This window comes from Psychromonas aquimarina ATCC BAA-1526 (assembly GCF_000428725.1).
GTDB classification, from domain to species: domain Bacteria; phylum Pseudomonadota; class Gammaproteobacteria; order Enterobacterales; family Psychromonadaceae; genus Psychromonas; species Psychromonas aquimarina.
On record NZ_AUAM01000045.1, the window covers coordinates 18,643 to 34,055 of the forward strand.

Consider the following 15,413-nt stretch of genomic DNA (forward strand, 5'->3'; position numbering starts at 1 on the left):
TTAGCGTTTATGACTTCTATGATAATTGTCTTTACGGTTATTCGGATGTGCTTTGTACTTGGTTACTTTCATTACAGGTAATGAATCAAGCAGAGCGTCCTTATCATATTCACTTACTGGAATAGAATGTTTAATATATTCTTCAATTGCCGGTAAGTTAAATACGTATTTTTCACAGGCTAAACTGATTGCTAAGCCTTTTTCTCCAGCACGGCCGGTACGTCCGATACGGTGAACGTAATCTTCACAGTCATCAGGCAGATCAAAGTTAAATACATGTGATACTTTAGGGATATGCAGACCACGAGCGGCCACATCCGTTGCAACCAGAATATCAACCTGGCCTTTAGTGAACTGCTCTAATATTTTAAGGCGTTTATTCTGCGGCACATCACCGGTCAATAGACCTGCACGTAAACCGTCACCCGCTAAATAACCCCATACTCTTTCACAGGTATGCTTAGTATTAGCAAATACAATGGCTTTTTCAGGCCACTCGTCTTCCATCAAAGTTAATAAAAGAAGCATTTTGTCTTCATTTGAAGGGTAAAAAAGCTCTTCAGTGATATTGGCTGAAGTCATCACTTCAGGTTCTATCTGGATATGTTCAGGATCATTCATATGTTCAAAAGCAAGTTCCTGCACTTTATGCGACAGGGTTGCTGAAAATAACATATTAAGACGGCTGCCGGCTTCCGGCATGCGTCGGAACAGATAACGAATGTCTTTTATAAAGCCAAGATCAAACATACGATCGGCTTCATCAAGCACAACACTCTGTATCGAACCAAGGTCAATAACACCTTGTTTAACGAAATCAATGATGCGCCCCGTTGTACCAATTAGAATATCAACACCTTTTTCTAACTTAGCGTGTTGAATTTCAACTTTCTCGCCCCCATATGCTAAACCTAGGCGTAAGTTAGACATGTTAGCGAGTGATACAGCATCTTTATGGATTTGGATTGCAAGCTCACGTGTCGGCGCTAAGATAATAGCCCGAGGTTGATTCTTACGGCGATTTTCAGGCTGCGCAGTAACGAGAAGGTGATGGAATACAGCGGGTAAAAAAGCAAGTGTTTTACCGGTACCTGTCTGAGCCTGTCCTGCAATATCCTTCCCTTTTAGGGTGATAGGCAGAGACAAAGCTTGAATAGGTGTGCAATATTCAAAACCTTTCGATGTTAAACCTGAAATTAGACTTTTCTCAAGAGGAAGGTCTGCAAATTTTGTTTGAGTTAGATGTGTTTTATTCATTTATAAATCATAGCATTTTATACTTGCAATAAGTATTGAGATCGATTCAAATATCTAAAATTAATTTTTACTATATTTCGTGTTATAGTATCTTTTTACTGCCAATTCTTTCTGGAGAGAAAAATGAGCGATAATATCGTAACTTTAAGTGATGCAAGTTTTGATGAAGACGTAGTTAATGCAGAAGGTCCTGTTTTAGTCGATTTTTGGGCTGAATGGTGTGGTCCTTGTAAAATGATTGCTCCAATCCTTGCTGAAGTTGCTGCTGAATACGCAGGCAAAGTTACAATCGGTAAATTAAATATTGACCAAAACAGCGGCACACCGCCAAAATTTGGTATTCGCGGTATTCCAACCTTGTTGTTATTTAAAGACGGAAAAGTTGCTGCAACTAAAGTCGGCGCGCTTTCTAAAACGCAGCTGGTTGAATTTTTAGATGCAAATATCTAAAAACATCAGAACAGATTGGATAAGTTGTGATCTGCAACAAGTCCAATCTGGACTAAAGTTAAATTAAATGCTACCTTTATGCTCAAATTATGAGCTGATTAATTCTCACATTCACCTTACTTCCACTCACTTCAATTCTGTATACCTATATAAATTATGAATTTAACCGAATTAAAAAATACGCCAGTTTCTAAGCTAGTCAAACTTGGTGAGTCAATGGGGCTAGAAAACTTAGCTCGTTTAAGAAAACAAGATATTATTTTTGCCATTTTAAAAGCGCATGCTAAAAGCGGTGAAGATATTTTTGGTGCCGGTGTATTGGAAATACTGCAGGATGGATTTGGGTTTTTACGAAGCTCTGACAGTTCATACCTTGCCGGTCCCGATGATATTTATATATCGCCAAGCCAGATTCGTCGTTTCAATCTGCGTACCGGTGACAGCGTTGAAGGTAAAATCCGCCCGCCTAAAGACGGTGAGCGTTATTTTGCACTGTTAAAAATTAACCAGGTTAATTTTAATAAGCCGGAAAATTCACGTAATAAAATTCTTTTTGAAAATCTAACCCCGATTCACCCGGATGAACGTTTCCGTTTAGAAAATGGTAACGGCAGTACGGAAGATATTACCGCACGTATTCTGGATCTGGTTTCTCCTATTGGTAAAGGGCAGCGTGGACTGATTGTTGCACCGCCGAAAGCCGGTAAAACAATGCTGCTGCAGAATATTGCGCAGAGTTTAAGCCTTAACTATCCTGATGCAGTGCTTCTAGTTTTACTGATTGATGAGCGTCCGGAAGAAGTAACAGAAATGCGCCGTCTGGTTCGTGGTGAAGTGGTTGCTTCAACATTTGATGAGCCGGCAAGCCGCCATGTACAAGTTGCGGAAATGGTTATTGAGAAAGCCAAACGTCTAGTTGAACATAAAAAAGACGTGGTTATTCTGCTGGATTCGATTACTCGTCTGGCACGTGCCTACAACACGGTTATCCCAAGTTCAGGTAAAGTATTAACCGGTGGTGTTGATGCGAATGCTTTACATCGTCCGAAGCGCTTCTTCGGTGCCGCGCGTAATGTTGAAGAGGGCGGCAGCTTAACTATTCTGGCAACTGCGCTGATTGATACCGGCTCTAAAATGGATGAGGTTATCTACGAAGAGTTTAAAGGTACAGGTAACTCTGAAATTCACCTGAATCGTAAGCTTGCTGAAAAACGAGTTTACCCGGCAATTGATATTACTCGTTCAGGTACACGTCGTGAAGAACTGTTAACTAAAGCAGATGAACTGCAGCGTATGTGGATCCTGCGTAAGATTGTTCACCCTATGGGTGAGATAGGCTCTGCTGAATTTATGATTGATAAGCTTGGTTTAAGCAAAACCAATGATGAGTTCTTTACTGCAATGAAAAATCAAAAAGCAAAATAATCAGCTTTGCTTTTATTAACAAAAAACGCTGCTTTGGGCAGCGTTTTTTTTTAACTAATTTTCCGTATTAAGTGGATCCCACTATGAAATTTGATGATTTACGTGATTTTATTGAGCAGCTCGAAGAGAAAGGTTTACTGAAACGTATCACTCAGGAAATAGATCCGAACTTAGAAATGACTGAAATTTCCGACCGCACACTGCGTGCCGGCGGTCCTGCTCTGTTATTTGAAAACCCGAAAGGTTATGACACGCCGGTATTAACAAATTTGTTTGGTACAACTCAGCGTGTTGCGCTTGCCATGGGTAAAGATAATGTTGAAGCATTAAAAGAGGTCGGACAGTGGTTAGCTTATTTAAAAGAACCGGAACCGCCGAAAGGTATTAAGTCCATGTGGGAAAAATTACCGATATTTAAACAGGTTTTAAATATGCCCACTAAAAAAGTCCGCTCACCGCAGTGTCAGCAGGTGATAATGCAGGGAGATGACGTTGATTTAACCAAACTGCCGGTGATGACCTGCTGGCCAGGCGATGCCGCACCTTTAATTACCTGGGGGTTAACTATTACCCAGGGGCCCTATAAAAAACGCCAGAACTTAGGTATTTATCGTCAGCAGCTGCTGGGAAAAAATAAAATTATCATGCGCTGGTTGTCACACCGCGGCGGCGCCATTGATTATCGTGAGTGGCAGGAAGCGAATCCGGGGGAGCCTTTTCCAGTGTCCGTTGCATTAGGGGCAGATCCCGCCACTATTTTAGGTGCAGTAACACCGATTCCAGATACCTTGTCCGAATATGCATTTGCCGGTTTATTAAGAGGTTCGCGTACAAAAGTCGCTAAAAGCATCAGTAATAATCTTGATGTACCTGCTTCGGCTGAAATTATCTTAGAAGGTTATCTGCAGCCTGGAGAAGAGGCGCCGGAAGGTCCCTATGGTGATCATACCGGTTATTATAATGAAGTAGATGATTTTCAGGTGATGACAGTGACGCATGTGACCCATCGTGAAAATCCTATTTATCACAGTACCTATACAGGGCGCCCGCCTGATGAGCCGGCTGTACTAGGCGTTGCTTTAAATGAAGTATTTGTGCCTATTCTGCAGAAACAGTTTCCGGAAATCATCGACTTTTATCTGCCGCCTGAGGGCTGTTCGTACCGCATGGCGGTTGTGTCGATTAAAAAACGTTATCCGGGACATGCGAAGCGGGTAATGTTAGGCATCTGGTCTTTTTTACGCCAGTTTATGTATACCAAGTTTATTATTGTCTGCGATGATGATGTTAATGTGCGCGACTGGAATGATGTGATGTGGGCGATTACTACACGCATGGATCCTGCTCGTGATACAACCATGATTGAAAACACGCCTATCGATTATTTAGACTTTGCTTCTCCGGTATCCGGGCTTGGTTCAAAAATGGGCCTGGATGCAACTAACAAATGGAGTGGTGAAACAGATCGGGAATGGGGTCTGCCGATTGTGATGGATAAACAAGTGAAAGATAAAATTGATGATCTTTGGCAGGAATTAGATATCCTGTCATAATCAAAGAATGTTATCGTTTTGTTAAATTATTTTAACCGTCACTTTAAAGAGAATTTATGCAGCCTGTTACTTGTAAGATCAGCTCGATTGAAAAGCTCAATGACTTTTTGTACCGTATTTTTTTAAGCCCGACTAAGGATGTAGCCTATAAAGCGGGACAGTATGTTTCAGTGGTAATGGCAGAAGGTGACAAGCGTCATTTTTCAATTGCTAATGCACCGGTTACAAATGAAATTGAACTGCATATCGGCGCAACACCTGAAAATAGTTATGCGATGCAGGTGATTGAAAAAATGCGCAGTGAAGGTCAGGTTGAAGTTGAAATCGGTAATGGTGATGCTTATTTACGTGAAGACTCGTCCCGCCCGATTATTTTAATGGCCGGCGGTACGGGTTTTTCATATGTAAAATCTCTGCTTGAGCAGATAGTCCACCTCAATTTAGAAAACCCGGTTTACTTATACTGGGGAGTAAAAGAGTACGCTCATTTTTACTTTGAAAATGAAGCATCTGCCTGGGCTGAAAAGCACAGCAATATTCATTTTCACCCCGTTATTGAGCTTCCGGAAGCTGAATGGCAGGGGCATCAGGGTTATGTTCATCAGGCTGTATTAGATGAGTTTTCGGATTTGAGTGCTTTTGATATCTATGTGGTAGGCCGTTTTGAAATGGCGAAAATTGCCCGTGAAGATTTCCTTAAACAAGGAGCAATAGTCGAGCGGATCTTTGGCGATGCATTTGCATTTGTCTAAACACTCTGCTAAAAAACAGGAGATGAAGGTCACCTAGTTGGCGATTTTTCATCTCTTTTTCTTAATTAAGTATTATAGTTATTATCAATAAAATATAATAAGTTATCTGCCTTATTGCTGGAAGTTACTAAACGTCTATGACAAGCAAAACCATCGCCTCATCTGAACCTTCTATTATTGAATCAATTGATCAATTGTTCCTGCGTTTTATTGTGGGCAAAAATAAAATTTATAAAGAAGAAGAATATAACGACGGTTTATCGGAAGCTGAGCAGGATGATAAAGAGCTCGGACTGCCTGCAGCTGAAGAGAAAAGCGGCTGGAACCAGCGTATCTTATTAGAGGTAGAAAAAGACCGCGTTAAGCGTGTTGAAGCGGATAAACGATTGAAAGATAAACGTAATGCACTGCTGATGCGGTACTTTCAACAGTCGCTGCTAAAAGTGGTGAATGACAAGCTGGAAAATAGTGAAAGTGTTATTTCTGACCAGCTGCAGCTTCGTGAAAATACGGTTGAGTTACTGAAAAAGCTGTTAGCCGGTGAGCCTCGTTATTCGGTCCTGGCTTCTCTGCTGGAGTTAAATCCCGGTACGCGCAACCGCCTGCTCTCACTGGTGAGCAGTGAAGATTTTATGAAAGCGCTGGGCCGAGATCCCCGAAATGTACGCGATATTCAAACGGCAATCGGTATGATTGGTACCGATGTTTTACGCTTTTTAGTGCCGGCGATTTTATTTAAATACCGCATCAATGCTTATAGTCACCACAATACACTGTTTGCCAAAAAACTTTGGCGTTATGAAATGACATTAGGGCAGACCTGTACTGCTTTAATGCACGACATTAATTACCGCCGTCCCTACGAAGGTATGCTGCTGTCGGCAATGGTTAATTTTGCCTATGTTGCCAGCTATCAGCAGTACCTGAGTTCATTTGAAGTGGTAAGAACAGCCTGCCTGGATCAGGCGCGAGAGAAGGGTGAGAAAAATCGTCATGATTTTTTTTATGATATTAAAACTGACTCTGCATCCCTGCAGGCGCTGTTAGTTTCTCAGGCGGATTTAAAGTTAAGCCTGGCACTGTCGGAAAAACTATTTCAGAAAAGCTTCCCGCATCTGGTTAATGCCTTAAAAGAAGAGGTCGAAGGGCTTGCTTATGAAGAGCGTACCACGGTAGGAAAAATATTATTTAAAGCGGTGCGTTTTGCAAAATACGATCAGCTTCGTTCATCGCGTTTGTTTAAACCTGAGTGGCAGGATGATTATTTAGCGGATTCATATATTGAACAGGATGTCTTTAAAAACCTATTACGTCAGGAGCTGTTTCGCTTCAAACCAACCTGGTCTTAAAATCAAACTTCTCGCATATTTCTCAATTAAACTCGCTGTCGCTTTTAAAAGCAGGTAAAATGCGCCTTCAATTTTATAGAGAGTAAAAAAATGGCTAACGCAGAAGATAAATTCAGTGATATTCGACCTTATAACGACGATGAAATCCAGCCGGCGATTCAGCGTGTTATTAACAGCGACGAATTTATGGATGCGATTATTAGTTTCCGTTTCTCTAAAATTGCCAAATTTGCTGGTTTTTTATTAAAACCGCTGCTGCGCCGTTATTTTTTATATAAATGGGGCAATATTAATAGTATTGATGATATGCAGCAGGTTGTCGGCGGTTATATGGAGCATATGATTGCCTCGACAACCACGAAGTTCAGCTATTCCGGTCTGGAAAATTTAGATCCGACACAAAATTATCTGTTTGTTTCCAACCATCGTGATATTGCCATGGATCCAGCCTTTGTTAACTGGGCGCTGTTTTCAGAAAACTTTAAAACTGTACGTATTGCCATTGGTGATAATCTGCTGAGCAAACCTTTTGTTTCAGATTTAATGCGTATGAATAAAAGTTTTATTGTTAAACGCTCAATATCCGGCGTGCGTGAGATGATGAAGGCGTTAAGCCATCTGTCTGATTATATTTTCAGTTCGCTGCAGGAAGAAAGCAGTATCTGGATCGCCCAGAAAGAGGGGCGGGCAAAAGACGGTTTTGATAAAACAGAGCCGGCTATTGTAAAGATGTTTTATGTTAACGGTAAAAAGAAGAAAATCGCTTTTTCCGACTATATCCGCCAGTTAAATATTGTGCCTGTTGCCGTTTCATACGAATTTGATCCCTGTGACAAGCAGAAAGCGCAGGAACTGTATGATAAAGCCGAATTAGGTGAATATAAAAAATCAAAATATGAAGATATCGAAAGTATTGTCAGCGGTATTATCGGTCAGAAAGGTCATGTTCATGTTGCCTTCGGTAAGGCTCTGGAAGATGAGTTTGATGATGCTGAAGCCGTTGCTTTAGAAATTGATAAACAGATTTATCAAAATTACCACCTGCACCCGTCAAATTTAATTGCGGCAGAGCATTGCTCTGAAACGATAACGGACGGACATAAAGAAGCATTTGCGCAGCGTCTGCAGACGATTAAACCTGAGCTGCAGGAAACCGTATTAAAAATGTATTCCAATCCGGTTAATAATCATATCAGCTGATATAGCGCTTAAAATTAAGACATATTAAGTTTTGTTATGCACATTGCGGTTTATTGATGATGTGCATTTTTATGTCATATTTCTACCCTATCTAATTGAAAATCAAGGTGTAAATTAATTTTATTGTTACAGCTCAACTTTTGTTAAAAACAATTAACAGAGTTATCCACAACCTTTTCTGTATTGAAAGTGAACGAACACTTACATTTACCGCCCGATAATTAACCTCTAATTTTAAAAAATAATCTGTTATTGGTATGTTAATCGGTATAATCTCTATCCTATTTTTTCCTCTTATATTGGCAGCATCTAATGGCGACTATTCCAGAAAACCCTTTTGTTCTTGTTGACGGCTCTTCTTATTTATATCGGGCTTTTTATGCGCCTCCGCATTTAACTAACTCGGCAGGAGAACCGACTGGTGCCGTGTACGGCGTGGTTAATATGCTGCAGAGTTTATTAAAGCAGTTTAATCCGACTCATATCGTGGTGGTGTTTGACGCAAAAGGTAAAACTTTTCGTGATGATATGTATTCTGATTACAAAGCCAACCGTCCAAGCATGCCTGATGATCTGCGCTGCCAGATAGAACCTCTGCATGAGGTGATTAAAGCGATGGGCTTACCTATTCTGATTGTACCCGGCGTAGAAGCCGATGATGTTATCGGTACGCTTGCTCGTCAGGCAAGCGCGCAGGGTATCGCAACTTTAATCAGCACCGGCGATAAAGATATGGCGCAGCTGGTGGATGATAATACTCTGTTGATTAATACCATGACGGACACTGTTTTAGATGTGCAGGGGGTGAATGATAAATTCGGTATTCCGCCTGAGCTGATCATCGATTACCTGGGACTGATGGGGGATAAAGTCGATAATATTCCCGGCGTACCTGGAGTTGGAGAAAAAACTGCATTAGCTATGCTGCAGGGCATAGGTTCGCTTGAGGATATCTATCAGAATCTTGAAAAACTAGCTCCGCTTGGTTTTCGCGGCAGTAAAGGTATGGCCAAAAAAATGCAGGATAATGAAGAGACGGCTCGCCTTTCTTATCAGCTGGCAACCATTAAAACTGATGTCGAGCTTGATGAAGGTTATGGCGATTTTATTCATAAAGAGCAGGATACGGATGCTCTGGTGCAGCTGTTCGGCAAGCTTGAATTTAAACGCTGGTTATCTGCTCTGCTGGACGGTGGTAAAATGATCAGCCCGCAGTCTTCAGCCGCTGCTAGCAATGTTTCAACTGCTGGTGAAACACCGCTAAGCTCTGCTGTTGTTGACCGCAGTGCCTATAAAACTATTTATACGCCTGGTCAGCTAAGCCAGTGGATTACTAAACTAGAAAACGCTGAATTATTTGCCTTTGATACGGAAACAACCAGTTTAGATTATATGCAGGCTGAAATTGTCGGTTTATCTTTTGCTGTGCAGACTAATGCCGGCAGTGAAGGCGAACCGCTTATCGAAGCTGCGTATCTGCCGTTGGCTCATGATTATATTGATGCGCCTAAGCAGCTGGATTTAACAGATACTTTAGATAAATTAAGGCCGTTATTAGAATCATCTGAATTTAATAAAGTCGGTCAGAACTTAAAATATGACCGCAGTGTTTTATTAAACCACGGCATTGAGCTGCAGGGTATTCAGTTTGATACCATGCTGGAGTCCTATGTGGTAGATAGTACGGGTAAACACGATATGGATACCCTGGCGCTTAAGTATCTTGGCCATAAATGTATCTCTTTTGAAGAGATTGCCGGCAAAGGTAAAAAGCAGCTGACCTTTAACCAGATTACCATTAAAGAGGCTGCGCCTTATGCCGCCGAAGATGCAGATGTCACCCTGCGTTTACACCTTGAATTGTTTGAGCGTCTACAGGCCAGTGAGTCGTTAGCAAAGGTGTTTAATGATATTGAGCTGCCCCTATTAACCGTGCTTTCTGATATTGAACGCGGCGGAGTTGAAATTGACAGTGCTTTATTAACTCAGCAGAGCAATGAGATTGCTAAGCGTTTATTAGAGCTTGAAGAAGCAGCTTACGCAGAGGCGGGAAAACCGTTTAACTTAAGTTCGCCGAAACAGCTGCAGACGATTTTATTTGAAGAGCTTAATCTGCCGGTTTTAAAGAAAACACCAAAAGGTGCGCCTTCAACTGCCGAAGAAGTACTGCAGGAGTTAGCGTTAACTTATCCGCTTCCAAAGCTGATTATTGAACACCGTGGTTTAAGTAAACTAAAATCAACTTATACGGACAAACTGCCGCTTATGGTTAATGATAAAACCAGGCGGGTACATACCTCTTACCACCAGGCCGTAACCGTTACTGGTCGATTATCTTCGAGCGATCCGAATCTGCAGAATATTCCAATTCGAAGTGCAGAAGGTCGTCGTATTCGTCAGGCTTTTATCGCACAGCCGGGTTATAAAATTGTTGCCGCCGATTACAGTCAGATTGAACTGCGTATTATGGCGCATCTTTCTCAAGACAAAGGTTTACTGGAAGCCTTTTCAAGCGGCAAAGATATCCACAAAGCAACTGCGTCGGAAGTCTTTTCCGTTGCACTTGATGAGGTCACAACTGAGCAGCGCCGCAGCGCGAAGGCGATTAACTTTGGCCTTATTTACGGCATGAGCGCCTTTGGTTTAGCTAAGCAACTTAATATCGGTCGCCAGGAAGCGCAGCAGTATATGGACAGATACTTTAACCGTTATCCTGGTGTGCTTACTTATATGGAAGATACGCGTTCATTAGCGAATGAAAAAGGCTATGTTGAGACAATTTTAGGCCGCCGCCTGCAGCTTCCTAATATTAAATCGCGAAACGGCATGCTTAAAAAGGCCGCGGAACGAGCTGCTATTAATGCGCCTATGCAGGGAACGGCTGCTGATATTATTAAAAAAGCGATGATTGATATGGCGGGCTGGGTAAAAGAGCAGCAGGCTGGAAGTGTACAGTTATTAATGCAGGTGCACGATGAATTAATCTTCAGCATTAAAGAGGAGTTTGTCGAGCAGTATACTAAAGAGATCCAGGCTATTATGGCAAAAGCTGCTGACTTAGACGTTCCTCTTATCGCGGATGCAGGAACGGGTGATAACTGGGATGAAGCGCATTAATTTAAATTTATTATATAACTGTTTTTATTGTGCTTTTTACATTGAAATAAAATAATTTAAATTTATTTCAATGGCAATGAACTTTTTATATAAGTTGCGGACTAATACATGAACAATTTAAGTTCATAGTTTCTTCCTTAGTTTTCCCTCTTGACAATATATTTTGTCAAGAGGGTTTTTTTTGCCCTTTTTTTAGTGCTTTTCTGCAGGCATAAAAAAACCTCCGTTTTAGGGGAGGTTTAAGGAAAGAGGGGGAATTACTGGTTAAAGCATATTTCAATAAATGCGTTACCATGTTCAGAGGTAAACGGCATTAATACTTTGGCACCGTCAACCTGGTGCTTAATCGCATGGTTTTCGCCAGTTACAACAACTGGAGTCGCCATACTGAATTCATAGCCCTTTTCTCCAAGTTGACGTTTTGCACCTCCGGCAACCATATTGGTTATTTCACCAAGCATATCGGTAATATCATCAGAGATACTGTCAACACTTTCACCGACCATCAGCTGAAAAACATTTAGCGCTAATTTTTTTTCAAAACTAATTGAAAAAGACCCTTTAGCAGTGGGCCCGACCATACCGATTAAACCTGATACATCTCCGCGCGCAATCGCGTCTTTTTTAAGGCAAGGCTTTCCTGGTTTTATTTCTATTTGCGCCATCGTCTGCAGCACATTGATAAAAGAAGATAAAAAAGGATTTACAAATTCTGCATTCATAGTTTATACACTTGTATTTATTAGTCGAAAGATCCATTTAAGCATACCAGCATCATCTGTAAAGTGTAATTATCTATTTACAAATGCTAGGGGTATAAATGATTAATTATAGAGACAGTTATAACAAATACCATGGGCTTCTAATACTTTATTAGTGATTTGGAAGCCCGATTGTTTGGCTTGCGCCGAAAATGCGTCATCTATCACAGGATCGCTTAACTCAATAATTTGTCTGCAGCTGTCACAAATTAATAACTGCATCGGATGTGCGCAGCCGAAATGTTCACACATAATATAAGCATTTAATGACTCAATGCGGTGGATAAAATGATTTTCTAATAAAAAATCTAAGGCACGGTAGATAGTAGGGGGTTTGGCGTTTGTCTCGTGTTTTTTTAACTGCTCAAGTAAATCATACGCGCTTACTGCGCCAGTCTGTTCTGTCATAAGCTGAAATACACGCTGTCGTATCGGAGTAAAACGAATGTTTTTCTGTTTACAAAGAGCGACGGCACGTTCTAATAAAGGTTTAGGCATGTATAGAAACTCATGGTTGAAGGTTAGCACTGCAAATTAAAGGCCTATGCTACCACAGCAAGGAGATTACACAGAATAAATGAATCAATGCCCGCCTCTGATTTTTGCATCTTGAATGATAACGGGTATAGACGCTGGTTTGACCTTTGCAGGGTAAAATAAAAGGCGAAAACCAGCTGTTTCTTTCTTTTGAATGTGCGGGGCTCTCTGTGTATGATTACCTGCTTTATTTTGCCTTCTATCGGTATTTTAAATTTCTAATGACTGACAGGTTAGTCCGGTAGAAAATAAAGCAGTGACCCGGCTCTTTTCAGGGGCCTGCAGGGCATTATTAAGTGCAGTTCAGAACAGCTATATAGAAAAGTGAGCATAATCAATGACAAATCAAGAGAATTCCCGCATTTATCCATCAAACCGCTTTTCCATAGCACCGATGCTGGATTGGACTGACTTTTAGGCTGTGCAAGGCTTTATCGGCATTTGGGCGTACTATAGGCGTACCGTCATTTTTTATACCTAAGGTTTAAGGCTAAAGGCGTACCGAGGCGAACTAGCTAGCTATCACTTCAATTACCTGTGTTACTGATTCAGACATATCTATTTTTCTATAAGTAAATACTTGCCTCTCGCAATTTTATTATTACCTATGCTGGATTGGACGGACTTTTAAGCTATTACTGGCATTTGATGTTCCGAGGGGGGCTATAGGGGAGCCGATTGTTGTAAGGGGGACTCAAGGGGGACCGAGGGGAACTCTAAGGAGAACCGCGTCAGCACTGTTTTTTGTATCTATTATTTCAGTGTTTAACCCATTCCATCACTTCGGCTTATAGTTAATCTTCCATCTCGGCTTGAGGCATAAACAGCCTTTTGAATGACGGCTGCTTAATACCAGCAAATCCTCTCCCATGCATTATTTTTAATCTCATTTCTTATTCAACATAGTTTAAAAATAGTGAATTTTATACTTAGTTCCCTTTAACAAATCAGTGCATTTATATACTGTGATGGTTGTGTTTAGCGTTCCCCTCTATCCCTTTTTACAATCATTTTGTTTTTCAGTGATGATGTAATGGTGTGTAATGTTTATTTCTAGTTATTTGGTATATCATCCCGCACATATTTTGTTGGGAGTCTAATTTCTCTTTATAAAATAAAGGATTATATGTTCTTTGCGTTGTTTTCTTTATTAAGATATAACGGGGCGATTACGCCACTTTGACGTATATAAAATTTGTTATGCGTAAATAAGGGGGGGAATATGACTAATGAGAGTAAAAGTTTAGATCTTACTGGATTAGGTGAAGTGGCTAAATCAATACCGGCAGAGGTTTATACTCAGACGGCTACTACTGTCCTAACCACATTCAATAAACTTGTTGCACCAATAACTGAAACCACCAATGGTTTAGGGAGATACATAAAGCAAAAGTTTGATAACATGATTGATGTTGAGAAAGCAGTTGCTACATATACATTGGATAACGCTGTAATTAAAGCTCAAATTAAAGCAGTTGCTTTAGGGCAATCTATATCTCCTCCGATACACCATAAAAGTTTTGTTAAAACACTCGATGAGGCATCTAAAGAAACTGATCCACTTTTACATGAAATGTGGGAAAATTTACTTGCTGAACAGTTAGTCGACGATGCATTTCACCCCCACTTCGTAGAAATACTATCGCACTTCAGTCCTAGAGAGGCTTCTCTATTAGTTTCCTTAAAGCCAAAAGCTGAAATAACCGTGCACTGCGGTGGGTACATCTCTTACGATGTAGATCACTTTACTTATTGGCTCCGAAATGGAGATAATACTGAATTAAATAACTGGGATTATTCATGTATTTTATTAAATGAATTTCAGTTCATCGGTTTGTTATCTCCAGGCAAAGAAAAGTATCCAGAAGGTACTGCCATTTTGTACAGAACACGTTCAGGTGACGCCTTTCTTAAAGCAGTATCATCGTAGAAATGCGAACTTACTCGCAGTTGCTTGCGATATTGAGTAAGCAAAACATTATCAGTCCTTCAGTTTTTAGATAAATAGATTAAAGACTTTCCCCTTATTTTTTTTACTAACCAGTCATTGAGAAATATATGGTAATAACACCAAAAATAGTTTGTGATACTTGTGATACTAAGCATCTACTTAAAGTTACTTTAGGACGTGAGGGGAGGCAATATCACACATTTCCTTGTACTGAATGTGAAGAAGAAATCGAATTTGGTTTGGAAAACTTATTTAATGGTGGTGAATATCGATATGTCCGTAATTGTAGTAAAGGTGATTTTGATTACTTTGAAGCTATTCAAGTACATTTAAACCCAGATTTTGGGGTTGGTCATAAAGTAGTACAAGCCGGCGATTTGATTACTGCAACATTATCTAATGTTCTAGAAATGCAACGGATGGAAAAAGAATTCGAGAAAGAACAAAATGAAGGCGTTGTTAAGCACCGAGTCAACTACGATAACTTCAATAGCGAAGCAATGCGCTTCTACTTAAAAACATGTTCTCTTTTAAAAAAAGGTAAGCAAGCTCTTGCAGATAAATATATTGATAAAAACTATCTTCATTTTGAAGAAAGCAAAGGGGAGGATGAATCTTATTATTTAAGTAAGTTGCTAAAGCATATAATTGGTGAATATGGCTTAGAAATACTTAACTCCCTTAATCAAGAAAAAAATAAAGCGGGTGACAGAAATGGTCCCCAAAAATCGGACACGATCTTAAGTGATTAATCTGTTTTAATAACTAGCATCACAGCTGGAGCAGATTATGACTAGAAAACGTAGAAACCACTCACCAGAATTTAAAGCTAAGGTTGCATTAGCGGCTGCTAAGGGAGATAAAACTTTATCTGAGTTAGCACAGCAATTTAATCTTCACACCAATCAAATTACCACCTGGAAGCAGGAGTTACTTAATAATGCCTCTTCAATTTTTGATGGGAAGTCTTCAGTCGCTAAAGATGACAGTGCCGAGGTCGACAAACTGCACGCTAAAATTGGGCAATTGACGATGGAAAATGATTTTTTGGCCAAAGTGCT

General features: G+C 40.4%; 13 protein-coding genes. 10 read left to right on the plus strand and 3 right to left on the minus strand.

Annotation, left to right across the window (positions count from 1 at the left end; translation table 11 throughout):
* Window positions 1–1,257, minus strand: a complete 1,257-nt coding sequence (gene rhlB, locus G337_RS0115600) for an ATP-dependent RNA helicase RhlB (RefSeq protein ID WP_028864728.1) — start codon at window positions 1,255–1,257, stop codon at window positions 1–3.
* 123 nt (window positions 1,258–1,380) lie between these two features.
* Between rhlB and trxA the strand changes: the two genes are divergently transcribed.
* The 7 genes from trxA to polA all read left to right on the plus strand — a co-directional run bounded on the left by trxA (window position 1,381) and on the right by polA (window position 11,103).
* Window positions 1,381–1,707 carry a thioredoxin TrxA gene (gene trxA / locus G337_RS0115605; protein ID WP_019617084.1) on the plus strand — a complete coding sequence of 109 codons (327 nt, stop codon included), beginning with the start codon at window positions 1,381–1,383 and terminating at the stop codon, window positions 1,705–1,707.
* Between the two features lie 156 nt (window positions 1,708–1,863).
* Window positions 1,864–3,132 (plus strand): transcription termination factor Rho, encoded by a 1,269-nt coding sequence (rho, locus tag G337_RS0115610; RefSeq protein ID WP_028864729.1) that lies wholly within the window; start codon window positions 1,864–1,866, stop codon window positions 3,130–3,132.
* Window positions 3,133–3,215: 83 nt separating this feature from the next.
* Window positions 3,216–4,685 carry a 4-hydroxy-3-polyprenylbenzoate decarboxylase gene (ubiD, locus tag G337_RS0115615; protein WP_028864730.1) on the plus strand — a complete coding sequence of 490 codons (1,470 nt, stop codon included), beginning with the start codon at window positions 3,216–3,218 and terminating at the stop codon, window positions 4,683–4,685.
* Window positions 4,686–4,741: 56 nt separating this feature from the next.
* On the plus strand, window positions 4,742–5,437 hold the full coding sequence (gene fre / locus G337_RS0115620) for an NAD(P)H-flavin reductase (RefSeq protein ID WP_028864731.1): 696 nt from the start codon (window positions 4,742–4,744) through the stop codon (window positions 5,435–5,437).
* A 137-nt stretch (window positions 5,438–5,574) separates the two neighbouring features.
* On the plus strand, window positions 5,575–6,786 hold the full coding sequence (locus tag G337_RS0115625; protein WP_028864732.1) for an HDOD domain-containing protein: 1,212 nt from the start codon (window positions 5,575–5,577) through the stop codon (window positions 6,784–6,786).
* A 90-nt stretch (window positions 6,787–6,876) separates the two neighbouring features.
* On the plus strand, window positions 6,877–7,986 hold the full coding sequence (locus G337_RS0115630; protein WP_028864733.1) for a 1-acyl-sn-glycerol-3-phosphate acyltransferase: 1,110 nt from the start codon (window positions 6,877–6,879) through the stop codon (window positions 7,984–7,986).
* Between the two features lie 312 nt (window positions 7,987–8,298).
* Window positions 8,299–11,103, plus strand: coding sequence for a DNA polymerase I (polA, locus tag G337_RS0115635; protein ID WP_028864734.1), 2,805 nt, complete (start codon window positions 8,299–8,301; stop codon window positions 11,101–11,103).
* Window positions 11,104–11,360: 257 nt separating this feature from the next.
* Here polA and G337_RS0115640 read toward each other — a convergent pair whose 3' ends face one another.
* Both G337_RS0115640 and G337_RS0115645 read right to left on the minus strand, forming a co-directional pair.
* Window positions 11,361–11,825: a chemotaxis protein CheX gene (locus G337_RS0115640; protein ID WP_028864735.1), complete on the minus strand. Its 465-nt coding sequence runs from the start codon at window positions 11,823–11,825 to the stop codon at window positions 11,361–11,363.
* A gap of 102 nt (window positions 11,826–11,927) precedes the next feature.
* Window positions 11,928–12,362, minus strand: coding sequence for a transcriptional repressor (locus G337_RS0115645; protein ID WP_028864736.1), 435 nt, complete (start codon window positions 12,360–12,362; stop codon window positions 11,928–11,930).
* A gap of 1,261 nt (window positions 12,363–13,623) precedes the next feature.
* On the opposite strand from G337_RS0115645, the gene G337_RS0115650 reads away from it, so the two are divergent.
* From G337_RS0115650 to G337_RS0115660, 3 genes are all read left to right on the plus strand, one after another.
* Window positions 13,624–14,331, plus strand: a complete 708-nt coding sequence (locus G337_RS0115650; protein ID WP_028864737.1) for an Abi-alpha family protein — start codon at window positions 13,624–13,626, stop codon at window positions 14,329–14,331.
* A gap of 128 nt (window positions 14,332–14,459) precedes the next feature.
* Window positions 14,460–15,104, plus strand: coding sequence for a hypothetical protein (locus G337_RS0115655; RefSeq protein WP_028864738.1), 645 nt, complete (start codon window positions 14,460–14,462; stop codon window positions 15,102–15,104).
* A gap of 37 nt (window positions 15,105–15,141) precedes the next feature.
* The coding region (locus tag G337_RS0115660) for an IS3 family transposase (RefSeq protein WP_028864739.1) at window positions 15,142–15,413 on the plus strand (272 nt) is incomplete at its 3' end.

What these genes read in the sequence shown, in the direction of transcription:
- polA (WP_028864734.1), top strand. Translation starts at nt 8,299, where the DNA reads ATGGCGACTATTCCAGAAAACCCTTTTGTTCTTGTTGACGGCTCTTCT.
- G337_RS0115645 (WP_028864736.1), bottom strand. Translation starts at nt 12,362, where the DNA reads ATGCCTAAACCTTTATTAGAACGTGCCGTCGCTCTTTGTAAACAGAAA.
- fre (WP_028864731.1), top strand. Translation starts at nt 4,742, where the DNA reads ATGCAGCCTGTTACTTGTAAGATCAGCTCGATTGAAAAGCTCAATGAC.
- G337_RS0115655 (WP_028864738.1), top strand. Translation starts at nt 14,460, where the DNA reads ATGGTAATAACACCAAAAATAGTTTGTGATACTTGTGATACTAAGCAT.
- ubiD (WP_028864730.1), top strand. Translation starts at nt 3,216, where the DNA reads ATGAAATTTGATGATTTACGTGATTTTATTGAGCAGCTCGAAGAGAAA.
- rho (WP_028864729.1), top strand. Translation starts at nt 1,864, where the DNA reads ATGAATTTAACCGAATTAAAAAATACGCCAGTTTCTAAGCTAGTCAAA.
- G337_RS0115650 (WP_028864737.1), top strand. Translation starts at nt 13,624, where the DNA reads ATGACTAATGAGAGTAAAAGTTTAGATCTTACTGGATTAGGTGAAGTG.
- trxA (WP_019617084.1), top strand. Translation starts at nt 1,381, where the DNA reads ATGAGCGATAATATCGTAACTTTAAGTGATGCAAGTTTTGATGAAGAC.
- G337_RS0115625 (WP_028864732.1), top strand. Translation starts at nt 5,575, where the DNA reads ATGACAAGCAAAACCATCGCCTCATCTGAACCTTCTATTATTGAATCA.
- G337_RS0115630 (WP_028864733.1), top strand. Translation starts at nt 6,877, where the DNA reads ATGGCTAACGCAGAAGATAAATTCAGTGATATTCGACCTTATAACGAC.
- rhlB (WP_028864728.1), bottom strand. Translation starts at nt 1,257, where the DNA reads ATGAATAAAACACATCTAACTCAAACAAAATTTGCAGACCTTCCTCTT.
- G337_RS0115640 (WP_028864735.1), bottom strand. Translation starts at nt 11,825, where the DNA reads ATGAATGCAGAATTTGTAAATCCTTTTTTATCTTCTTTTATCAATGTG.